Source organism: Mesorhizobium sp. M2A.F.Ca.ET.043.02.1.1 (genome assembly GCF_003952405.1).
Classification (GTDB): Bacteria; Pseudomonadota; Alphaproteobacteria; order Rhizobiales; family Rhizobiaceae; genus Mesorhizobium.
Genome location: NZ_CP034445.1, coordinates 4,153,232 through 4,174,069 on the forward strand (window position 1 = coordinate 4,153,232; position 20,838 = coordinate 4,174,069).

At 62.2% G+C, this 20,838-nt stretch carries 19 protein-coding genes and 2 pseudogenes; 15 read left to right on the forward strand and 6 right to left on the reverse strand.

The window, feature by feature from the left end:
• Window positions 1-11: 11 nt before the first annotated feature.
• From EJ068_RS19790 to EJ068_RS19810, 5 genes are all read left to right on the forward strand, one after another.
• Entirely contained in the window at window positions 12-1,016 is a 1,005-nt protein-coding gene (locus EJ068_RS19790) for an ABC transporter substrate-binding protein (RefSeq protein ID WP_129554762.1), read from the forward strand.
• 68 nt (window positions 1,017-1,084) lie between these two features.
• Window positions 1,085-1,945, forward strand: coding sequence for an ABC transporter permease (locus tag EJ068_RS19795; protein WP_129554763.1), 861 nt, complete (start codon window positions 1,085-1,087; stop codon window positions 1,943-1,945).
• A 1-nt stretch (window position 1,946) separates the two neighbouring features.
• The gene (locus EJ068_RS19800) at window positions 1,947-2,747 is read left to right on the forward strand and encodes an ABC transporter permease (protein ID WP_129554764.1); all 801 of its coding nucleotides are present in this window, start codon (window positions 1,947-1,949) and stop codon (window positions 2,745-2,747) included.
• Window positions 2,744-3,823 carry an ABC transporter ATP-binding protein gene (locus tag EJ068_RS19805; protein ID WP_129554765.1) on the forward strand — a complete coding sequence of 360 codons (1,080 nt, stop codon included), beginning with the start codon at window positions 2,744-2,746 and terminating at the stop codon, window positions 3,821-3,823. The genes EJ068_RS19800 and EJ068_RS19805 overlap by 4 nt, the downstream gene beginning before the upstream one ends.
• Window positions 3,824-4,055: 232 nt before the next feature.
• Entirely contained in the window at window positions 4,056-4,688 is a 633-nt protein-coding gene (locus tag EJ068_RS19810) for a tyrosine-type recombinase/integrase (RefSeq protein ID WP_129554766.1), read from the forward strand.
• Window positions 4,689-4,960: 272 nt separating this feature from the next.
• Here EJ068_RS19810 and EJ068_RS32705 read toward each other — a convergent pair whose 3' ends face one another.
• From EJ068_RS32705 to EJ068_RS19825, 4 genes are read right to left on the reverse strand one after another with little or no spacing between them, the layout of a single operon-like run.
• Window positions 4,961-5,134, reverse strand: a complete 174-nt coding sequence (locus EJ068_RS32705; RefSeq protein WP_189512522.1) for a hypothetical protein — start codon at window positions 5,132-5,134, stop codon at window positions 4,961-4,963.
• 31 nt (window positions 5,135-5,165) lie between these two features.
• Window positions 5,166-6,293 carry a WD40 repeat domain-containing protein gene (locus EJ068_RS19815; protein WP_129555016.1) on the reverse strand — a complete coding sequence of 376 codons (1,128 nt, stop codon included), beginning with the start codon at window positions 6,291-6,293 and terminating at the stop codon, window positions 5,166-5,168.
• Window positions 6,290-6,631 (reverse strand): hypothetical protein, encoded by a 342-nt coding sequence (locus EJ068_RS19820; RefSeq protein ID WP_129554767.1) that lies wholly within the window; start codon window positions 6,629-6,631, stop codon window positions 6,290-6,292. Before EJ068_RS19820 ends, EJ068_RS19815 begins: the two co-directional genes overlap by 4 nt.
• Window positions 6,631-7,089: a hypothetical protein gene (locus tag EJ068_RS19825; protein ID WP_129554768.1), complete on the reverse strand. Its 459-nt coding sequence runs from the start codon at window positions 7,087-7,089 to the stop codon at window positions 6,631-6,633. Before EJ068_RS19825 ends, EJ068_RS19820 begins: the two co-directional genes overlap by 1 nt.
• 555 nt (window positions 7,090-7,644) lie before the next feature.
• Here EJ068_RS19825 and EJ068_RS19830 point away from each other — a divergent pair.
• The 9 genes and pseudogenes from EJ068_RS19830 to EJ068_RS19870 all read left to right on the forward strand — a co-directional run bounded on the left by EJ068_RS19830 (window position 7,645) and on the right by EJ068_RS19870 (window position 17,418).
• Window positions 7,645-9,318 (forward strand): aromatic/alkene/methane monooxygenase hydroxylase/oxygenase subunit alpha, encoded by a 1,674-nt coding sequence (locus tag EJ068_RS19830; RefSeq protein WP_208648384.1) that lies wholly within the window; start codon window positions 7,645-7,647, stop codon window positions 9,316-9,318.
• 105 nt (window positions 9,319-9,423) lie between these two features.
• The gene (locus EJ068_RS19835) at window positions 9,424-10,482 is read left to right on the forward strand and encodes a 2Fe-2S iron-sulfur cluster binding domain-containing protein (RefSeq protein WP_129554769.1); all 1,059 of its coding nucleotides are present in this window, start codon (window positions 9,424-9,426) and stop codon (window positions 10,480-10,482) included.
• Between the two features lie 53 nt (window positions 10,483-10,535).
• On the forward strand, window positions 10,536-11,594 hold the full coding sequence (locus tag EJ068_RS19840; RefSeq protein ID WP_129554770.1) for an aromatic/alkene monooxygenase hydroxylase subunit beta: 1,059 nt from the start codon (window positions 10,536-10,538) through the stop codon (window positions 11,592-11,594).
• A gap of 16 nt (window positions 11,595-11,610) precedes the next feature.
• Window positions 11,611-11,979 (forward strand): MmoB/DmpM family protein, encoded by a 369-nt coding sequence (locus EJ068_RS19845; RefSeq protein ID WP_129554771.1) that lies wholly within the window; start codon window positions 11,611-11,613, stop codon window positions 11,977-11,979.
• 69 nt (window positions 11,980-12,048) lie between these two features.
• Window positions 12,049-13,071 (forward strand): amidohydrolase family protein, encoded by a 1,023-nt coding sequence (locus tag EJ068_RS19850; RefSeq protein WP_129554772.1) that lies wholly within the window; start codon window positions 12,049-12,051, stop codon window positions 13,069-13,071.
• 5 nt (window positions 13,072-13,076) lie between these two features.
• On the forward strand, window positions 13,077-13,874 hold the full coding sequence (locus EJ068_RS19855) for an iron-sulfur cluster assembly protein (protein ID WP_129554773.1): 798 nt from the start codon (window positions 13,077-13,079) through the stop codon (window positions 13,872-13,874).
• Window positions 13,875-13,950: 76 nt separating this feature from the next.
• Window positions 13,951-15,582 (forward strand): molecular chaperone GroEL, encoded by a 1,632-nt coding sequence (locus tag EJ068_RS19860; protein ID WP_129554774.1) that lies wholly within the window; start codon window positions 13,951-13,953, stop codon window positions 15,580-15,582.
• Window positions 15,583-15,611: 29 nt separating this feature from the next.
• Complete coding sequence (locus tag EJ068_RS19865; RefSeq protein WP_129554775.1) at window positions 15,612-16,655, forward strand: NAD(P)-dependent alcohol dehydrogenase; 1,044 nt, start codon at window positions 15,612-15,614, stop codon at window positions 16,653-16,655.
• A 72-nt stretch (window positions 16,656-16,727) separates the two neighbouring features.
• Window positions 16,728-17,418, forward strand: a pseudogene (locus EJ068_RS19870) (aquaporin).
• Between the two features lie 304 nt (window positions 17,419-17,722).
• Here the strand turns inward: EJ068_RS19870 and EJ068_RS19875 are convergent.
• Entirely contained in the window at window positions 17,723-18,028 is a 306-nt protein-coding gene (locus EJ068_RS19875; protein ID WP_129554776.1) for a ribbon-helix-helix domain-containing protein, read from the reverse strand.
• A 191-nt stretch (window positions 18,029-18,219) separates the two neighbouring features.
• Between EJ068_RS19875 and EJ068_RS19880 the strand changes: the two are divergent.
• Window positions 18,220-18,616 (forward strand): annotated as a pseudogene (locus EJ068_RS19880) (VOC family protein).
• Between the two features lie 122 nt (window positions 18,617-18,738).
• On the opposite strand, the gene EJ068_RS19885 reads toward EJ068_RS19880, so the two are convergent.
• Complete coding sequence (locus EJ068_RS19885) at window positions 18,739-20,814, reverse strand: sigma-54-dependent Fis family transcriptional regulator (RefSeq protein ID WP_129554777.1); 2,076 nt, start codon at window positions 20,812-20,814, stop codon at window positions 18,739-18,741.
• Window positions 20,815-20,838 lie beyond the last annotated feature (24 nt).

The following is a 20,838-nucleotide window of genomic DNA, read 5'->3' on the forward strand; positions in this document are numbered from 1 at the left end:
AGGAGAATGACATGAAACTGATTTTCGCCGGCATCGTTGCCGGGTTGATGGCGACCACCGTCGCCAAGGCCGATGAGATGGTATTCACCAGCTGGGGCGGGACGACGCAGGAGGCCCAGACCAAATCCTGGGCCGAGCCGTTCTCGGCTTCGTCGGGCATCAAGGTGTTGCAGGACGGGCCGACCGACTACGGCAAGCTCAAGGCCATGGTCGACGCCAAGAACGTCACCTGGGACGTCGTCGACGTCGAAATGGATTTTGCCATCAAGGCGGCCAAGGATGGGTTGCTCGAGCCGATCGACTTCGCCGCCGTGCCCAAGACCGATCTCGACCCGCGCTTCTCGAATGAGAACGCCGTAGGCAGCTTTTACTATTCCTTCGTGCTCGCCTGGAACAAGGGCGCCGTCTCCGGGGAGCCGACCGGCTGGGCCGACATGTTCGACACCAAGAAGTTTCCTGGCAAGCGCACTTTCTACAAATGGTCAGCGCCCGGCGTGATCGAGATCGCGCTGCTTGCCGACGGAGTGCCGGCCGACAAGCTCTATCCGCTCGATCTCGACCGCGCCTTCAAGAAGCTCGACACCATCAAGTCAGACATCGTGTGGTGGGGCGGCGGCGCGGAATCGCAGCAGCTGATCGCGTCGGGCGAAGCCGCATTCGGCCAGCTCTGGAACGGCCGCGTCTTCGCGCTGGAAAAGGACGGCGCCGATGTCGGCGTCTCGTGGAACCAGAACCTCACCGCCGCCGACGTCCTCGTCGTGCCGAAGGGCGCCAAGAACAAAGACGCGGCGATGAAATTCCTTGCAACGGCCACCGGCCCGGCCGGCCAGGCGAAATTCGCCGAGGCGAGCGGCTACGCGCCGATCAACACCAAGGCAAAGGCAGAAATGCCCGCCGACGTGGTCAAGGGTCTGCCCGACGCCCATGTCGAGGGCCAGATCAATCTCGACATGAACTACTGGGCCGAGCATCGCGACGAGATCGCCACGCGCTGGTACGCTTGGCAGGCGAAGTAGACGCCCTCCTTTCGTGACAAGGATCGGGATGGCTTGGGTCGTCCCGATCCGCAATCCGGGATACCGAGATGTCGGTGGAACTACAGCAAGGAATCTCAACCCCGCGCATTCCGGCAGGCCTTGGCGGCCTGCTTCCGGCGTTGATCCTGATCGGGCTTTTCTTCGTCGTGCCGGTGCTGGCGCTGTTGCTGCGCAGCATCACCGAGCCTGCCGCTGGGCTGCAGAATTATGCGGCGCTGCTCGGCGACGGCACCTATGCGCGGGTGTTCTTCAACACTTTCCTGGTCGCCTTTGTCGTCACCATCGTCACCGTGCTTGTCGCCTTTCCGGTCGCATGGATGCTGGCGATCATGCCGCCGGGGCTCGCTTCCATCCTGTTCGGCATCATCGTCCTGTCGATGTGGACGAACCTCTTGACCCGCACCTATGCCTGGATGGTGCTTCTGCAGCGCACCGGCGTCGTCAACCGGGCGCTGATGGCTGCGGGCGTCATCGACCAGCCGCTGCCGCTCATCAACAATCTCACGGGTGTGACGATCGGTATGGTCTACATCATGCTGCCCTTCATGATCCTGCCGCTGGTCGGCACCTTGCGCGCGATCGACCCGATGACGTTGCGCGCTGCCGCCCTTTGCGGCGCCAGCCCGCTCGCCGCCTTCCGCCGCATCCTTTTGCCGCTCTCGCTTCCCGGCATCGCCGCCGGCGGCCTGATGGTCTTCGTCATGTCGCTCGGCTATTTCGTCACGCCGGCGCTGCTCGGCGGCACGTCGAACATGATGCTTGCCGAAATGATCGCGCAGATGATCCAGTCGCTGCTCAACTGGGGCCTGGGGAGTGCCGCCGCCTTCATCCTGCTCGTCGTCACCATGGCGCTCTATGCGCTGCAGCTGCGCCTGGTCGGGTCAAAGCGCGCGCCGGGAGGCGCCTGAGATGCTGCTCGACTACGACCGCCTCGGCTGGCTGAAAGTCGCGCTGCTTGGCTTCACGGCGCTGGTCGCCGCCTTCCTACTGCTGCCCGTGGTCTTCATCGTGCTGCTCTCCTTCGGCTCGTCGCGCTGGCTCGCCTTCCCGCCGCCCGGCTGGACGCTGAAATGGTATCAGGAGCTGCTTGCCGATCCCTCCTGGATCGAGGCTGCCCTGACCAGCGCCCGCATCGCCACCATGACGGCGGTGCTCGCCGTCGCCGTCGGCCTGCTCGCATCCTTCGCGCTGGTGCGCGGCCAGTTCCGCGGCCGCGAGATTTTGCGCGGGCTGCTCTTGACGCCCATGGTGCTGCCGGTCGTCGTCTTCGCCATCGCCATCTACGCCTTCTTCCTGCGGCTGGGCCTCGGCGGCACCACGATCGGCTTCGTCGTCGCGCACACCGTGCTGGCGTTGCCCTTCGCCATAATCCCGATCGCCACGGCGCTCGAAGGCTTCGACAAGTCGATCGAGGACGCGGCCATCGTCTGCGGCGCGAGCCCGCTGCAGGCCAAGCTGCGCATCACGTTGCCCTCGATCCGCATCGGCATCTTCTCCGCCGCGATCTTTTCCTTCCTTGCCTCCTGGGATGAGGTTGTGGTGGCGATCTTCATGGCGAGCCCCGCCTTGCAGACCTTGCCCGTCAAGATCTGGGGCAGTCTCCGCTCCGACCTCACCCCCGTCATCGCCGCCGCCTCAAGCCTGCTGGTGGCGCTCACGCTGGCCCTGATGATCGTGACCGCACTCTTGCGCCGAAAGCTGCAGACATGACCCGGCCCTTTCTCTCGATCCACAAATTGCGCAAGGCGTTCGGCGCCTTCACCGCCGTTCACGATGTGACGCTGGATATTCCCAAGGGCGAGTTCCTGACCTTCCTCGGACCGTCGGGCTCCGGCAAGTCGACCACGCTCTACGCCATCGCCGGCTTCCAGGACCCAACGTCGGGCGACGTGCTGCTGCAAGGCAAGTCGCTGCTGTCCGTGCCCTCGCATAAGCGCAACATCGGCATGGTCTTCCAGCGCTACACGCTGTTCCCGCATCTGAGCGTTGCCGAGAACGTCGCCTTCCCGCTCCGAGTCCGCCGCCGCCCTGATGCCGAGGTCAAGCGCAAGGTCGCCGACATGCTGGCGCTGGTACGTCTCGAAAACTTCGCCGAACGTCTGCCCGCGGCACTCTCGGGCGGCCAGCAGCAGCGCGTCGCGCTCGCTCGGGCGCTAGCCTATGATCCGCCCATCCTGCTGATGGACGAGCCGCTTTCGGCGCTCGACAAGAAACTGCGTGAGGAAATCCAGGCCGAGATCCGCCGCATCCATCGCGAGACCGGCGTCACCATCCTCTATGTCACGCATGATCAGGAAGAAGCGCTGCATCTGTCGGACCGCATTGCGCTCTTCCGCGACGGTCGCATCGAGCAGATCGGCACCGGCGAGGATCTTTATCTCAGGCCGGCGACCGATTTCGTCGCCGGCTTCATCGGCAACTCGAATTTCCTCGCCGCTGAGCATATTGAGACCGTAAACGGCGCTGCCGTTCTGCGATTGGTCGGCGGCTCGATCATCAAGGGCGTGAGGGCGAGAGACGAGCTCAAGCGAGGCCAGAAGGCCAAGCTGATGGTGCGCCCCGAAGCATTCCGCATGACACCCGTATCAGGGAACGCCTCACTCGCCGTTGAAATCGTCGAGGCCGCCTTCTTTGGCGATCGGCGGCGCGTCGTGGCGCGCACGGCGTCAGGCGACGAAATCGACGTCAGGCCGATCTCGGACGCCGCGCAACCGGACGGTGCTAGTACCGCTTCGAGCCGGCAAATCTTTTTCGATCCCGCTTCAGCATTTCTGTTTCCTGCCTAAAAAAGAATCATGACCCGGCGAGTTGTAATCCTCCCTGTTGTTGCGATGCATACTGCTCGATGGTGTGCTCACGGAGATTGACCAGGATAAGTCAGATTAGTTCGACGCTCGGCGGCCGTGTAGGCCTGCTTGCGTAAATCTCTATCTCAAAGCCGAAAGGCAGCAATCGGCCCGACGTTGCCATTGCCTCTTCGTTTCTATGCCGGCCAATCACGGCCGCAGGAAAAACGAAATGGGACATTCACAATATGACCCGGCCGCCCACGGTCGCCGCGCTTGGAATGCAGGCAAGAAGGTTGGCACGAAACGATCTCTGAAACCTCGACAGATATGGGCTATCCGCTTCTTCCTGGATCGGGAGCAGCGTTTGCGCGATCGCGCGCTTTTCGATCTCGCGATCGACAGCAAGCTGCGCGGGTGTGACCTCGTCAAGATTAAGATTGGTACCCTCGTGGTCGGCCCGGAAATTCGGACACGCTCGATGGTCGTGCAGCAGAAGAGTAGCCGGCCAGTACAGTTCGAACTGATGAGCGACGCACGCGCAAGTCTTCTTGCCTGGCTACAACGACGCGGCGGCGGTGTTGATGATTATGCATTCCCTAGCAGGATCAACCATGCTGCCCACCTAAGCACAAGACAGTATGCCCGTCTCGTCGATGAGTGGGTCCAGGCGATTGGGCTTATGCCCCAGGAATACGGAACGCATTCCCAGCGCCGCACCAAGGCCTCAATCATCTACAAGGCGACAGGAAACCTGCGGGCCATCCAGATTCTGCTTGGCCACACCAAGATCGAGAACACCGTCCGTTATCTGGGTGTCGACGTTGAGGACGCCCTTGAACTTGCCGAGGCAACGGAGGTGTGAACAGAAACGGCTCCACTTCCAATGTGGAGCCGTGAGCGCAATGCGCCTCAGGTCGGCCATAGAGGTAAACTTTACCTCGGTTGGAAAGCAGACGCCCGGGTGAAAATGCTGTCGGTTGTGATCGTGTCAAGAAGCGGCGCCCGCAAAGCAGGTGCCTCGTCCAAGGGGTGTCGCGGTTCACCTGAACAGCCTTGCTGCCTACTGAAGGAAAACATTGACGAGCACGGCCAGAGTGCGAATTGCAAAGGGCGACCAGTCAGGTACCTTGGTGGTCAATCGGTCTTCATCGGACCGGCTCTGTTTTCGGCAATCCACCGTGCAGCCAGCACCAACGCTCCCATGCTGAAATCCTTGCCGTGCCTGGCCACCATCTCTTCCGATATTTTGGCGAGCTGTTCGAAAAAATCGTCCTTGCTCTTTTCCTCGGCAGTGAGTTCGGTTTGCATTCCATCCTCCTGTTAATGCGGATCGCCGCTGCTATTTGAAAAGCAGCGCCGGGAAGGTGATGATCGCGGCGGTGCCATCCGCCATGCCCGCAGCCAGATGCTGCCCGTCGCCGGACCAGGCCAGCGCGGTGATCGTGCTGCCGGAGAGCTTCACGACCAATTCGTCGCGCGATCCGATATGGGCAACGGTGATACGGCCGTTGGCGTAGCCGGCGGCAATGATTTTCCTTAACGGGTGCGGTGTCACCGTCTCGACTGGCACCAGCCCGGAGCGACCTGTCTCCAGCGCGCCTGAAGCCGCATCATGAAGCGGCGGGGCCGCCATCGACCAGCCGGCGATGCGGAAAGCGCCCGATGCAAACAGTGCGTTCGCTGGTTGGCTCCAACACACCGTCCGGACCGGCGAGGGGAAGCCTCCGACAACGCCCGATTGACCATCGGCGAGACTGGCAAGGGCAAAGCCTCCGGTCTCGAGTCCGCATGCCAGCCATGAGCCGTCGCTGCTCCAGCTGAGCGACGTCGGCCCTGCCGGCGTCGAAAATTCGCGTATCGGCGCGAGGTCGCCATCGACCGTCCAGATCGACACTCCCTTGCCGGAATCGAAGGCAAGCCGTTTCCCGTCCGGCGAGAATGCAACTGCATGCGCCGATGAGGACGCTGCATGCTGCAGCTTCACCACATCATCATGGGCGCGGGATAGGAAGACATCATGTCCATTGCTGATCGCCGTCCTGGCCGTCCCGGCGCTATGATCGATGGCGACGATCGGTCCCTCTATGGTTAGAGATGTTTTCGAGGCTTCGCCGTCCGCCGCAAGCTGCAGTGCCTGGCCGGCCGTCGTGCCGACAAGGAAGCCGGAGCGAAGATAGCTCGTGATAGGCACGTCGCCATCTGCCAGGGTTGGGGTGGCGATCAGCGGCGCCGGGGGCTTCTGGCGCGGTCGGATCGTCGTTTGTCCGAGGTCGCCGCTTACCCTGATTCTCGCTTCCGGCGGCTCCTGATCAGCCACCGGCGCGATGGCGACGGTTCCGTCCACGGAGGTGAACGCGACGGCAGAGCCATCGGCGCTGAAACATGCGGCGGCGACCGCCACCGGTCGCTGCCAGCTTCGCGCCAGCAAGTCGAACGGGCTCAGGTTTTGCGTTGTTTGTTGATTCACGGCGCCTCTCCCTCACTGCCGCTGGTTGCCTTCGCAAGCGCGCGGTCGACATCTTCGATCTCGCCCTCGATTGCCGTGATGCGTTCCTCGTTCTTCATGCATGCCTCCCTAGTGGCCGCGACGCTCCTTTCAGCGTCATGCAAATCCTGCACCAGTTGGGTGTCGGCGCCGGCTCGCCCGATCTCGAGCTCGAGGCGCAGCACGTCCATTTCGATGCCGGCAAGCTTTTGATTGAGCCGCAGTGCTTCGGCCGTCAGCGCCGAGACGTCTGCGACAAGGGCCAGCCGGCGCGTGGCCAGCGCGGCGAGCGCAGCGGCTTGTTTCCCCGAGCCGCCCATCACTGTCCTTCCGTGGGCTTTTCGAATGCCGACAACAATCCCGATAGACCATCGGCCTGCGTGTGGAACTGCTTTTCGGCGGTCTCGATAAGGCTCTTCAACTGGTCCCAGATGTCGACGCGGATCATGGATGTCGTGTCGCCGGTGAGGCGCTCGATCTCGTCGATGCGAAACTGGCGCGACAGCGAGACGCCGGAAAACACGAAGTCGCGCAACAGGATCGAGTGGCTTTCGATGAACAGATGGATCATCGGATGCGTTTCGGCAGTCACCCCGCGGGCGGCAAGTTCGGCGCGGATGAAGTCCTGGAAGTGGCCTTGGAGGCGATGCTGGCTCTCGCCCATGAAGCGCATGACAAAAACCAGATCGCGCGGCATCAGCCTGACGAGTTCGGCGCTCACGTCGTCCGGCTGGTTGGGCCGGGGAAGGTCCGGGGTGTCATTGTCGCTCGGCATCATATTTCTCGGTGCTGCCTCCCGCCTGCGATCTGAGGTCAAATAATGTATGAAATGTCTGAAATGAATAGTTCCCGATTATTTTATTTATATCGCAACTGCGATCAGTATATATTGCAGTGCACAAAATCAATACAAATATTACATATGTAATATACAACTGTAAAATATCGTTACAGTCCCCCGGATGTTTGCTGGACGAATCTGATCGCGACCCCAGCCCAGGCGTTGGTCATAGGCACCAATTTCAACTTGGCACGGTGCTTGCTTCACCATTGGCATAAGAAGCCCATCGCGCTCTGACGCGGTGCCAAAAGAACGAAGGACCGGAGGAAGCAGCAGGACACGCGCTTCGATACGCCCATCGCGGATGCGACAGGCGTGTCGTGGCTCCCGCAGGCCCCGAACACCTTTGCCGCGATCCACTTGAATGGCCGGACCCTGTGTCGCGCCTGAAGGCGCAACCCTTTGTCGTGCCATTCGCCAACTCACTGGCGGCATTTGTGTGCCGTCCCATGCCTGGATCGAGGGATCCATGGCTCAACCTGGTGGAGGCTTATGACGATGTCGTCGTTGACACTTAACAAGATTACCTCGCAGCGCGGTATTTCCGTGGGCGAGGCGACCAAGAAGATTTCCGACCTCGGTTGGAACCCGACCTATGTCCAGGAAGCGATGACGTTTCCGACCGACTACAAGATCGCCAAGGCGCCGCGCGATCCGATGAAGCAGGTGCTGCGCTCCTATTTCCCCATGCAGGAGGAAAAGGACAATCGGGTCTACGGCGCGCTCGATGCCGCTCTTCGCGGCGACATGTTCCGCAATGTCGAGCCGCGCTGGGTGGAGTGGATGAAGCTCTTCCTCGCCATCATTCCCTTCCCGGAAATTTCCGCCGCCCGCTCGATGGCGATGGTGGCGCGACTGGCGCCCGGCGAGGACCTCAGAACCGGCTTCACTATGCAGATGGTCGACGAGTTCCGCCACTCCACGATCCAGATGAATCTGAAGAAGTGGTACATGGAGAACTACATCGATCCGGCGGGCTTCGACATCACCGAGGAAGCCTTCGGCAAATGCTACGCGACCACGATCGGCCGCCAGTTCGGCGAAGGCTTCATCACCGGCGATACGATGACGGCTGCGTGCATGTACCTGACCGTCGTCGCCGAGACCGCTTTCACCAACACGCTTTTCGTCGCCATGCCCTCCGAGGCTGCCCGCAACGGTGATTATGCGCTGCCGACCGTGTTCCTGTCGGTGCAGTCCGACGAGAGCCGTCACATCGGCAACGGCCACTCGCTGCTGATGGCCGCGCTGAAGGAGCCGGAGAACCACCTGCTCCTGGAGCGCGACCTGCGCTATGCCTTCTGGCAGAACCACGCCATCGTCGACGCCGCCATCGGCACCTTCATCGAATACGGCACCACCAACCGCGACAAGAACAAAGAATCCTACGCGGAGATGTGGCACCGCTGGATCTACGAGGACTATTATCGCACCTACATGCTCCCGCTCGAAAAATACGGCATCAAGGTCCACCATGACGACGTCCAGGCCGCCTGGGAGCGCATCACCAAGAAGAACTACGTCCACAAGGTCGGCCAGTTCTTCGCGGTCGGCTGGCCGGTCAACTTTTGGCGCATCGAGGCGCAGACCGACAAGGACTTCGAGTGGTTCGAGCACAAATATCCGGGCTGGTACGCCGAGTTCGGCGACTTCTGGAAATGGTACGCCAAGCTCAGCCATAAGGGCGAGAAGGTGCTGCTGTTCAACAGCGATGTCGGCTACGTCTATCCGCACCGCTGCTGGTCCTGCCTGGTGCCCTGCCTGATCCGCGAGGACATGGTGGTCGACGAGATCGACGGGCAGTTGCACACCTTCGCCCACGAGCTCGACCGCTGGACCGCCGTCGAAGCCTTCGCTGACGAGTATCAGGGCCGTCCGACGCCTGCGATGGGCCGCTTCAGCGGCAAGCGCGAGTGGGAGACGCTCTATGACGGCTGGGATCTCGCCGACGCGATCAAGGACCTCAATTTCGTCCGTTCCGACGGCAAGACGCTGATCCCACAGCCGCATCTGCGCTTCGGCGCCGACGAGCAGTGGACGCTCGACGACGTGCGCGGCAACGTCCTCGGGTCGCCGCTCAAGGCGCTTCGCGGCATGTCGCCGGCGGATCGCGAGAAGCACCTGGCCGAGTATCGGGCGGGCTTCACCATCACGCCGTTCAACTGACCATCCGTGCGCGGGGGGCCGGGTCGCCGACCCCCCGCTCCATCCAGAGGAAGGCCACTTCCCGCCCGCAAGGGCGGGGAACGGAGAGGAATTGGGAGGTTATCGATGACTGGTGCTCACACGGTGCGCCTGGAGCCGGTCGGCGTCGAATTCGAGGTCGAAAACGGCGAGACGGTGCTGAACGCGGCTTTCCGCCAAGGCATCGCGCTGCCGCATGGCTGCAAGGAAGGGCAATGCTCGGCCTGCAAATGCGTGCTGCTCGAAGGCGAAGTCGACATGCTGAAATATTCGACCTTCGCGCTCAACGACATGGAGAAGGAGAGCGGCCACGTCCTGTTGTGCCGGTCGATCGCCTATTCCGACATGCAGGTCGAGCTCCTCAACTACGACGAGGAGGTTCTGGCGAAATCAATCGCGGTGAAGACGTTCAAAGGCCGCATCTCGAAATTCGAGCATCTGACCCACGATATCCGCGGCATCGAAATCGAACTCGGCTCGCCGATAAAATTCTGGGCTGGGCAATATGTCGACATTACGGTCACCACGCAAAAAGGGGAGACGATTACGCGCTCGTTCTCCATGGCAAATACGCCGGACCAAACCCAAAAGCTCTCCTTCATCATCAAGAAGTATCCCGAAGGAAAATTCTCCGGAGAACTCGATTCCGGAGGAATTCGCGTCGGAGCCGAGGTCACCGTCGTCGGACCCTATGGAACCTGCTTCCGGCGGGAAGAACGGCAGGGCCCCCTGATCCTGGTCGGCGCCGGTTCCGGCATGTCGCCGGTCTGGTCGATCCTCAACGATCACCTGAAGAGCGGCGAGAAGCGGGACATCTATTTCTTCTACGGTGCGCGGACGCCCAACGACCTGTTCTATCTCGACAGGATCGCCGAGCTCGCCGGTCGCCACCCGGAGCTGAACTTCATCCCCGTTCTCTCGCACGTCAACGGCGAAGCCTGGGGCGGCGAGCGCGGCTTCGTGCACCAGAGCGTCGACGCCAAGCTCAAGCAACTCGCGGTCGACGGGCAGGGCGACGTCTACGCCTGCGGCCCGCCGCCAATGATCGATGCGCTGCAGCCCGTCCTGTTCATGAATGGCTTCGAGGCCGAACGCATCTTCTTCGACAGGTTCACCACATCGTCCAACGCCACCCCGGCCCATTGAGGCGTGCCGGAGCCGACGACTTTAGAGCAACTGCAACAAAGGGAGTGAAAACAATGGTAGCAACGTCGAGTTCAGTAGGATCGGGAGCCGCGGGCGCCGCGATCTTCGCCGATTCGGACAGCCGCAAGTATCGGTACTTCGATCCGAAAGGTCAGCGCGCCACCCATTACGAGGATGTCACGGTGGACGTGCAGCCCGACCCCGAGCGCTACCTGATTCAAGACTGGATCATCAACTTCCCGGACGGCAAAGGCGCCTACGTCAAAGACAACACGGCCGCCAAGAGCTCGAACTGGCATGCCTTCCGCGCTCCCGACCAGGAATGGGAACGCACGCATTACCAGCGCCAATCGAAGATCGAGACGATGGTGCAGAGCGTCATCACCAACGCCCGCCGGGCCGGCGCGCCGAAGACGTTCGACAAGGTCTGGGCGAAGCTCCTGCAGGCGCATCTCGGCGCGTGGAAACATGCCGAGTTTGGCTTGGGCACGTCGCTCATGCAGGCGCAGCGCTACGGCTACACCCAGATGATCAACAATGCGACGCTGACCAACTCCTCATACAAGCTACGGCTTGCCCAGGACATCACGCTCTATCTCGCCGAGATCGGCATGGACACCGCCGGGTGGGACGACGAGCTCGGCAAGAAGCACTGGCTCGAGGAAGGCGTGTGGCAGGGCACCCGCGAGGCGGTCGAGACCATCATGGGCACGAGCGACTATCTGGAGCAATACTTCGCCATCAACATCGTGTTCGAGCCGCTGGTGGGCGAGTTGTTCCGCTCCGGCTTCCTGATGCAGGCGGCGGCGGCCAACCACGATTTCATCACGCCGCCGGTGATTTCGGCGGCTGAAGCCGACTACGAGCGCAACCTCGCCAACACCATCGACCTGATCTACCTGCTCGCCAACGACGAGAAGCACGGCGCGGCGAACAGGAAGCTGTTCCAGGGCTGGGTGAACAAGCACGGCGCGCTCGCCGACAAGGCAGCCACCGGCCTGCAGCCGATCTGGTCGATGCCGCATTCCAAGCCGGTTTCCTTCACCGACGTTCGCGCCCAATCCGAGGAACGGATCGGCCGGATCCTCGGCGAACTCGGCCTTAAGCGCTGAACAGGGAGAGAAGATCATGTCAGTAGCAGCACGCGACGCCTCGCAGTCCAACATCTTCAAGTCGATGAAGGACATCACCTTCGAGCAGACGATTTCGCACCAGTGCGGCGTCACCATGAACGACTCGGTCGAGGCCCGCGCCATCGCCGAATTCATGGGCAAGAAACCGGGCGTCATCGTCACCTATCAGCCGGCCATGATCCGCATCGACGGCAACGGCAAGCTGATCTTCAAGATGGACGAGATCAGCGAATATCTCGGGCGCGATATGACCGCCGAGATTTTCGAGGTCAACACCTCCACCCACTACGGCCGCATGGTGCGCGTCGACGACAACACCGTGATCCTGTTCGGCAACATGGACGAGATCTTCGAATACATCTGAGGAACCCCCGGCGCGCTGCCTGGGTGCGGCGCGCCGGCCCCATCAACAAGACGATTGCGGAGGCAAGAAATGTACAGGACACCGGAAGGCAAGGACATTTTCGTGGTCGATGGCCACACCCACTTTTGGGACGGCAGCCCGGACAACCAGAAGAATATTCACGGCAAGCAGTTCATCGATTGCTTCTACGCCTATCACACCGGCCTGAGCCCGAAGGACCAGCTCTGGGAGAAGGGCAAGTTCGAGAAATACAGCGCCGACGATCTCTATCGCGACCTGTTCATCGATGGTCCCGATGATGTGGCGATCGTCCAGTCGACCTATCTGAAGGATTTCTACAAGAACGGCTTCAACACGATCGAGCGCAACGCCGAGGTGGCAAAGCGCTATCCGCAGCGCTTCATCGTCAACGGCGCCTTCGATCCGCGCGACGGCGAGAAGGCGCTCGAGTACATCCACTTCCTCAAGGAGACCTACGACGTCAAGGGCGTGAAGATGTACACGGCCGAATGGAACGGCGCCTCCAAGGGGTGGAAGCTGACCGACCCCGATGCCTACAAATGCTTCGAGCTCTGCGACAAGCTCGGCATCAGGAACATACACGTCCACAAGGGACCCACCATCATCCCGCTCAGCAAGGACGCGTTCGACGTGCACGACGTCGACCATGCGGCGACGGATTTCCAGGGTCTCAACTGGATTATCGAGCATTGCGGCCTGCCGCGCCTCGACGATTTCTGCTGGATCGCGACGCAGGAAACCAACGTCTATGGCGGGCTGGCGGTGGCATTGCCCTTCATCCATACGCGCCCGCGCTATTTCGGCGAGGTCATCGCCGAACTGCTGTTCTGGATAGGGCCGGAAAAGATCCTGTTCGGTTCCGACTACGCGATCTGGACACCCCGCTGGCTCGTCGAAAAATTCTGGGCCTATCAGATCCCGGAAGACATCGCCGCGGAACGAGGTGTGCAACTGACCGACGAGATCAAGGAGAAGATCCTCGGCCTCAACGCCGCGCGCCTGTACAACATCGACATCGAAGCCAAGAAGAAGGCGCTCGCAAGCTCGCCCTTCAGCATCGCGGCGGAGTAGGAGCCATGGCAACCGCCAGTGTTTCCGACAGCCGCGAGAAGGAACTCTGGCGGCGCCTGGGTGAGGCCAACGACCCCGAACTCGACGAACCCATCACCGAGATGGGCTTCGTCGAGCGGGCCGAGGTGAAGGGTGACGGCAGCGTGGAGGTCGATTTCCGCCTGCCGACCTACTGGTGCTCGCCCAACTTCGCCTTCCTCATGCTCGACGGAGTGCGCAAGGCGCTAGACCGGCTCTCCTGGTCGCCCGCCTATGCGGTCAAGCTGCACGACCACATGTTCGCCGACGAGGTCAATCGCGGTATCCAGGCCGGCAAGGCTTTCGGCGACATCTTCGCCGAGCTGGCCGCCGATACGGATCTCGGCGCTGTTCGCGAAACCTTCAGGATGAAGGCGTTCAAGCGGCGCCAGGAAGCGGTTTTACGCGGCCTGCGGCAACACGGTCTCACGGACCCGGAAATCGTCGCCATGGACCTGCCGGCATACGACGTCGCGCGCTTCAAGCCGGGCGAAGCGGCCAAACAGAAGCCCAGATACAGGGCGGCTGTGCTCGAGCGCTTTCCCGATCGCCGGACGGACGGTCCCGTCTTCGTAACCTGGGAAGGGCGGCACATACCGGCCGATGCGCTCAGCGCCTATCTCGCCGAACTGCGCGGCGTGCGCGTCAACATGGAGTTCAACGGCGCGCTTTGCCGTGGGCTCAAGCAGACCAGGTACAAGGAACTGGACGTGGTCGACGGCGAACCGACGCTGGTCGATTTCATCATGGACCGCGTGCCGGCGCGAAGCGCGCCGGTCACCTAAGCAGAACCGAAAGCAACGGCCTCCCTCGCACGAGGCCCCTAACCAACAACCCGCCCGTAAGGCGGAAGGAGGAATCATGCCCAAAATAATGCTGCACAATTCAGAGGCCCGTCGCGCTCTTGCCCGAGGCGTCTTCAGCCTGGCAACGGCCGTCGAGCCGACGCTCGGGCCCAAAGGCATGAACGCCATGATCGACCGGCCGATCGGGACACCGATGGTGACGCGCGACGGCGTCAGCATCGCGTCCGAGATCGAACTCCACGATCGCTTCGAGAACATGGGCGCGCAAGTCGTCCGCGAAGTGTCGATGCAGACGAACGAGGTCGCCGGCGATGGCACGACGACCGCCATCGTGCTCGCCAACGCGCTGATCCAGGGCGGCATCGAGGCGAATGAGCGCGGAGCCAAATCGGTGGATCTGTGCAAGGGCATCGAGCTCGCGGTCAAGGCGGTGGTGGCTGCTCTCAAGGCTTCCGCCAAGCCGGCCAAGGGCAACGGCATCCTCGCCTCCGTGGCAAACATCGCCGCGACCGATGCCAGGCTTGGCGCGCTGGTGGCGGAGGCGCATCAGCGCGTCGGGGCGGAAGGCGTCATCACCACCGACTTCAGCGTCACCACCGAGACCACGCTCGACGTGGTCGAGGGCATGTCCTTCGACCGCGGCTACCTCTCGCATCACATGGTCACCGATCAGGAGAAGATGGAGGCCGTGCTCGAACGGCCCTACATCCTGATGACCGATCTCAAGATCAAGGACCCCAAGGCGCTCGAGACCGCGCGCCGCATCGCCGACGAGGCCGGGCGGCCTTTGTTGATCGTGTCCGAGGAAGTGTCGCCGGAAGTCGTGGTCACGCTGCTCGGCAAGCAGGGACCTGGCAAATACCTCATCGTCCATCCGCCGGAATATGGCCACTGGCGCAAGGCGATGATGGAGGATCTGGCGATCATCACCGGTGGCAAGGTGATCGCCCGCGATCTCGGCGGCCGGCTTGAAGACATCACCGCCGAAGATCTCGGAACGGCCGACCGGGTAAAGACCAGCTCGTCCTACACCTCGATTATCCGCGGTGGCGGCGACCATGATGCAATCGCCTCGCGGCGCGCGCAGGTGCAGCGGCAATATGAGGCCGCCCCGCCGAACATCGAGCAGGACAAGCTGCGGGAGCGCCTGGCCAAGCTCTCCGGCGGGACGGCCATCCTCTATGCAGGCGGCGTCACGCCGGTCGAGCAGAAGCGGACCATCCAGCTGATCGAGGATTCGCTGAATGCGGTGCGCGCGGCTTCCGAGGAGGGCGTGGTTGCCGGCGGCGGCTCGGCGTTGGCCCAGATCGCGCCGCTCCTCGACAAGGTGGCGACCAGTGTCGATGGCGATGTTGCCGAAGGTGTGCGTCTGGTCCGCTCGGTGCTGACACGACCACTGTGGCGCATCGCCGCCAATGCCGGTGCCGATCCCGAGGCCGTGGTGACCGAAGTGACGCGCATCAACGGCGGGTATGGCTACAACGCGTCCGCCGGCAACTACCAGAACATGTTTGAAGCCGGGATCATCGACCCGGTTCGCGTCACCTATACGGCGCTCGCCAATGCGGCTTCCGTCGCGACGCTGATCCTGACCACCGAAACCTTGATCGGAGATCTCGCCGAGGATGAGGACCCGACCGCCGGACCGGCGCTCGGCGGCGGCTCCGAAAAGCTCGGCCGCGCCTGAACCAATTCCGGACCTGAGAGGACACGACGATGAAAGCTGCCAGACTTTACGAATACGACCCGAAAATGAACGTGAAGCTCAAGATCGAGGAGGTCAAGGCGCCGACGATCACAGCTCCTGACGAGGTGATCGTGCGGGTCGGCGCCGCCGGCCTCTGCCGCACCGACTTGCACATCATCGAAGGGGTGTGGAAGCCGACGATGGACCCCGAGGGCACGCTGCTGCCCTACATCATGGGCCACGAGAATGCCGGCTGGGTCGAGGAGGTCGGCAGCGGCGTCAGATCGGTCAAGCGCGGCGACGCGGTGATCTGCCATCCCTTCCGGTCCTGCGGCATCTGCCTCAACTGCCGGCATGGCGAGGACATGTATTGCGACAACGGCCAATTCCCTGGCCTTGGCATGAATGGCGGCTTCGCCGAGTATTTCATCACCAGCGAACGTTCGCTGATCAAGCTGAACGCCAATGTCACGCCGATTGAAGTGGCGCCGCTGGCTGATGCCGGCATCACCGCGTATCGCGCGGCCAAACGCGCGGCGAAGCTTTTGCGGCCCGGCAGCTACTGCGTCCTGCTCGGCATCGGTGGGCTCGGCCATATCGCGCTGCAGTCCCTTCACGCGATCTCGGGCTGCCGCATCATCGCTGTCGACCGAGAGCCGGCCGCGCGCGTGCTGGCCAAGGATCTTGGCGCCGATTTCGTTCTCGACGGCGGGCCCAATGTCGTCGAGGAGGTGAAGGCGATCACCGGCGGCGGCGCCCATGTGGTCATCGATTTCGTTGGCGAGCTCGGTGTCGAGAACATCTGCTGGAAGATGGTGCGCAAAGGCGGCCAGCTCTTCGTCGTCGGCTATGGCGGCTCGATCAACGTGCCGACCGCGCATCTGGTGATCGAGGAGATCAACATCGGCGGCAGCCTGGTCGGCAATTTCACCGAGCTCGTCGAACTGATGGAGCTCAACGCCGACGGCAAGGTGAAGATGCACTACACCGAATACAACCTCGCCAGCATCAACACCGCGCTCGACGATTTCAAGAACCGGCGGTTCACGGGCCGCGGCGTCATCGTGCCGTGAAACGCCTAGACCGAACGCCGCTCCGATCGGTGCGGCGCCCGGTCCCCATCATCATCCAGAGGGAGACAACATATGAACAAATACATCTGTGAATTCGTCGGAACCTTCGCGCTGGTCTTCTTCGGCTGCGCAACGGTTCTGTTCATGCGCCCCCGAGGTCGGGCTGCTCGGCGTCGCCATGGCCTTCGGCCTGTCCGTTGTGGCGATGGCGTATTCGATAGGGCCGATTTCAGGCGCGCATCTCAACCCGGCAGTGAGCCTGGGCGTCTTTGTTTCCGGCCGGATGAAATCCGGCGATCTGATCGGCTATGTCGTCGCGCAATGTCTGGGGGCGATCGCCGCATCGGCCGTGCTCCACGTGATCGTGGAAGGGAAGGGCGGTGGCTACGACGTCGCCGCGAACGGCTTTGCCCAGAACGGCTGGTCGGCCTACTCGGCAACTTCGGCCTTCCTGTTTGAGGCCGTCGCCACCTTCCTGTTTCTGGTCGTCATCCTTCGCGCGACCGCCGAAGGCGGCGCCGGACCTCTGGCTGGCCTGGCGATTGGGCTCACGCTGGTTATGATCCACCTTGCCGGCATTGCTGTGTCCGGGTCCTCCGTCAATCCCGCCCGTTCGCTGGGTCCTGCCCTGTTCGCTGGCGGGGCGGCGCTGTCGCAACTCTGGCTGTACATCATTGCGCCTTGCCTTGGCGCGGCAGCGGCAGGGCTGGCGCTGCGAGCTGGCGTGATAGGGATCGACGAGCAGGCAGCGCAGCCTGCCTGATCGGCATGCTGGCTTTCCGACGGAATTTCCCCCAACGACTAAACCTGCCAACCCGTGGCGCGAATGCCATGGGTACTTTCTTGATGGAGTTCACACGAAGCCGAATCGGAAGCGGCATTGCTTGCACAAAGAGTGGGCCGCGAAACGCCTGGCCTTGCGATGACGGGGCTCTCTCGTTGCCAGGAAATGACGTCCTGGATATCTCTTGTATAGTGGAGCGGGCGGCCTGTATTGCGGTCGGCGGGGGTCGTCAGGTCTGATGGAGACGCGGACAGGAAGCGTCCCACGACAGGTGGGCGTCGTGTCAGGCTGCCTTGCCGTCAAGTTCTGAGGGCTCGCTGTCGAGCGTTTGCCTGTCGCGTAGGTAAAGCGCGCAGGTGGTACGCAGCATGGAGGCAAAGTTCGGGATCTGGCCGTTGATCTCCAGTGCTTCGTCGTAAAGTGTTGATAGGAATTTCGGCGTCGCCATCCCTTGATGATGGGCGATCTCGTCCAATAGCGTCCAAAAAGTGGCCTCAAGCTGGATGCTCGTAGAATGGCCGCCGATGCGAACCGAGCGATTGATCAGCCGGTATCCTTCCGGGTCCTGACCGGCAAAGACTTTGCACATGTGATGACCTCCCGTTGATGTTGTCTCTGAGCGAAGCGCGGAGCTGTTCGGGTGAGCGAAGTGCACTGCCCAATTTGCAGCGGCAGCATTCGATTGTGGTTCATGAAGCGATCTTAGCCACTGCCACTCTTTTTGGGCCCAATGGGCCATCTCTGCGGTGTCCGAGACCACGTGGCAGACTGGAGGATCCCTTGGCGAAAGTAGTACATTCGATGATCCGGGTGGTACAAGAGAACCTCTCGGTCAAATTTCTACAAAAGCGCCTTCGGGCTCGATATTTGGGGACCGATTGGATTTCGAGACGTTCACCTTGGTCTATCTGCGTAACGCGGAAGCCGATTTCGAGCTCGAATTGACGATCAACAAGGACCGGGTGGAGCCCTACGCGATTGGCGAGGGCTACAGCCACATAGCTTTTTGCGTCGATGATCTTGAGGCAGAACACAAGCGCTTGACGGCTGCAGGTTTCAATCCGCCCAAATTGTCGAATTCAACCACGAAGGCGCGCTGCTTGCGCGGTTCTTTTTCCTAGCAGACCCGGACGGCTATCAGATCGAGGTGTTGCAACGCCACGGACGGTACAGATAGTCCGTTGCGCCTGGGTCACCGCGCTGAGCGCTATGCCGTCGCCGGCTTCGCTTCCCCGTGGACCTTCGGCGGCTAGACAGGCCACAGCGGGCGAATACCTTGGGTTTCTCTCTTGCCGCGGCTCATACGAAGCCGCGTCGGATGCCGTATTGCTCAAGTTTGCGATAGAGCGTTGGCCGCGAAATGCCGAGCCTATGGGCGACTTTGCTTAGATTGCCGCTCTCCGCGGCCAGCGCGTTCCTGATCGCCTGACGCTCCGCATCCTCGAACGTGCACACCGGCGCCTCGAGCATCGCTGCGGGATTATCGTTGCGTGCTGTCGTGTCGTTGCGATGGCCCGTGGCGATTTCCCACGGCAGATCCTCAAGGTCGATGACATTGTTGCGCGCCAGGATATGCAGGCGTTCCATCAGATTCTTCAGCTCGCGCACATTGCCCGGCCAGCCGTAGGCAAGCAGCGCGTCGAGCGCGCGGCTTGAAAACTGCAGCGGATCGCTGCCGGCCTTGTCCGCGATATGGCGGTTGAAATGCTCGACCAGCAACAGCACGTCCTCGCCGCGCTCGCGCAGGGCGGGGACGCTGATCGAGACGGCGCCGATGCGGTAATAGAGATCGCTGCGGAAGCGACCAGCTGCAACTTCCTGCTTGAGATTGCGGTTGGTCGAGGCGACCAGGCGGACGTCGACCGGCCGCCCCCTGCTGTCGCCGATGCGGTGGACCACACGCTCTTCCAGCACGCGCAGCATGAACGGCTGGATCTCAAGTGGCAACTCACCAATCTCGTCGAGGCTGAGCACGCCGCCATTGGCCTGCTCGAAAACGCCCGCCTTGCCGTCACGCGAGGCGCCGGTAAAGGCGCCGGCCACATGGCCGAACAACTCGCTCCCGAACAGCTCCTTGGTGATGGCGCCGCAATTCATCGCGATGAACGGGTCATTGTCCGTGCGCCGGCTGCCGGCATGGACAAGCCGGGCGAACAGCTCCTTGCCGACGCCGGTTTCGCCTTCTATCAGCAGCGATGTCACGCCGCTCGACCGAGCCACGCGGCAGGCGACATCGATGGCAGCCAACAATTTCTCGCTTTCGCCGACGATCATCGACGTCGCTGCCTGCACCCGCTTGTCCGCTGCCCGGTTTATCACCGCGACACCTGACACGACCGGCGCGGTCGGGAACACGAGGGCCGCGCCGCTGAGATTGCCGTCCAGCTTCAGCGGCGTGACGTGGCAGGACCGCAGATGCGCCGGCAGCGCCTTGGCGAGATCGCTGTCCGAGCCGGACGCCGGCAGGTTCATGAGCCAACGACCGCGGCCCGGCTCCATCGGACCATCCGTCATTTCGGTGGTTTCGCCATTGGGCACGTTGTTGCAGAAAATCGCCCGGCCACGGTGATCGACGATCACCAGGCCGTCCTTGCCGCGGTAACCGGGTGACGAGGAAATGAAGGCTTCGAGCAGGCGGGTGCGCTGTTCCTGCTGCTGCTCGGCCAGCGCCTTTTCAATCTGCCTGGCCGTGGCGGCGACAAGTGCGGTGTTGTGGGGGCGGAAGATCGGCGAATAGCCTGACAGATCGACGACACCGATGATCTTTCCATCCAGCGGGTCGCGGATCGGTGCGCCTGCGCAGGTCCATCCTTTGATGCCGGCGCAGAAATGCTCGGCCGCGTGGACGAAGATCGGTTCGCCGGTCCAGAGCGCGGTGCCGATGCCGTTGGTCCCGACAGCGCCCTCATTCCATTTGCCGCCGATGGCGAGATGGATGTCCATGCCGTCATGGAGGGTCTTCTTGTCGCCGATGGCTTCGATCAGCACTCCGTCGCTGTCGGCCAGCACCAGCATCGCTCCCGTCCCTTCCAGCAGCGGGCCGAGGGAGGCGAACGGCCGCCGCGCCGCCGAAAGCAGCTCGGCGTTGGCGCGGGTCAGATACTCGATCTCGTCGCGGTTGCCGTTGAGGGGTGCCTCGACCCCCTGCGCGTTGATCCCGCCAGTGGCGCTCCGGTACCAGGAATCGTGGATCAGCGAGCGGACCTGGACCGGATCGCGTGCGCATTGCGGCGCATCGGACAGAAAGTTTTCCCAAGCGCGCATGGTAGCGCGCTCGTCATAGTCGGTGGAGTCCAGAGCCAGTCCCGTGGCTATCGGCGCGCGCGCCGGAAGAGCACCGGTCTTCATCTGGGTAGTATCGATCCCGCGTTTCATTCAGTCATCACAGAACCTTGGGGG

What these genes read in the sequence shown, in the direction of transcription:
- EJ068_RS19790 (WP_129554762.1), top strand. Translation starts at nt 12, where the DNA reads ATGAAACTGATTTTCGCCGGCATCGTTGCCGGGTTGATGGCGACCACC.
- EJ068_RS19795 (WP_129554763.1), top strand. Translation starts at nt 1,085, where the DNA reads ATGTCGGTGGAACTACAGCAAGGAATCTCAACCCCGCGCATTCCGGCA.
- EJ068_RS19800 (WP_129554764.1), top strand. Translation starts at nt 1,947, where the DNA reads ATGCTGCTCGACTACGACCGCCTCGGCTGGCTGAAAGTCGCGCTGCTT.
- EJ068_RS19805 (WP_129554765.1), top strand. Translation starts at nt 2,744, where the DNA reads ATGACCCGGCCCTTTCTCTCGATCCACAAATTGCGCAAGGCGTTCGGC.
- EJ068_RS19810 (WP_129554766.1), top strand. Translation starts at nt 4,056, where the DNA reads ATGGGACATTCACAATATGACCCGGCCGCCCACGGTCGCCGCGCTTGG.
- EJ068_RS32705 (WP_189512522.1), bottom strand. Translation starts at nt 5,134, where the DNA reads ATGCAAACCGAACTCACTGCCGAGGAAAAGAGCAAGGACGATTTTTTC.
- EJ068_RS19820 (WP_129554767.1), bottom strand. Translation starts at nt 6,631, where the DNA reads ATGGGCGGCTCGGGGAAACAAGCCGCTGCGCTCGCCGCGCTGGCCACG.
- EJ068_RS19825 (WP_129554768.1), bottom strand. Translation starts at nt 7,089, where the DNA reads ATGATGCCGAGCGACAATGACACCCCGGACCTTCCCCGGCCCAACCAG.
- EJ068_RS19830 (WP_208648384.1), top strand. Translation starts at nt 7,645, where the DNA reads ATGACGATGTCGTCGTTGACACTTAACAAGATTACCTCGCAGCGCGGT.
- EJ068_RS19835 (WP_129554769.1), top strand. Translation starts at nt 9,424, where the DNA reads ATGACTGGTGCTCACACGGTGCGCCTGGAGCCGGTCGGCGTCGAATTC.
- EJ068_RS19840 (WP_129554770.1), top strand. Translation starts at nt 10,536, where the DNA reads ATGGTAGCAACGTCGAGTTCAGTAGGATCGGGAGCCGCGGGCGCCGCG.
- EJ068_RS19845 (WP_129554771.1), top strand. Translation starts at nt 11,611, where the DNA reads ATGTCAGTAGCAGCACGCGACGCCTCGCAGTCCAACATCTTCAAGTCG.
- EJ068_RS19850 (WP_129554772.1), top strand. Translation starts at nt 12,049, where the DNA reads ATGTACAGGACACCGGAAGGCAAGGACATTTTCGTGGTCGATGGCCAC.
- EJ068_RS19855 (WP_129554773.1), top strand. Translation starts at nt 13,077, where the DNA reads ATGGCAACCGCCAGTGTTTCCGACAGCCGCGAGAAGGAACTCTGGCGG.
- EJ068_RS19860 (WP_129554774.1), top strand. Translation starts at nt 13,951, where the DNA reads ATGCCCAAAATAATGCTGCACAATTCAGAGGCCCGTCGCGCTCTTGCC.
- EJ068_RS19865 (WP_129554775.1), top strand. Translation starts at nt 15,612, where the DNA reads ATGAAAGCTGCCAGACTTTACGAATACGACCCGAAAATGAACGTGAAG.
- EJ068_RS19875 (WP_129554776.1), bottom strand. Translation starts at nt 18,028, where the DNA reads ATGTGCAAAGTCTTTGCCGGTCAGGACCCGGAAGGATACCGGCTGATC.
- EJ068_RS19885 (WP_129554777.1), bottom strand. Translation starts at nt 20,814, where the DNA reads ATGAAACGCGGGATCGATACTACCCAGATGAAGACCGGTGCTCTTCCG.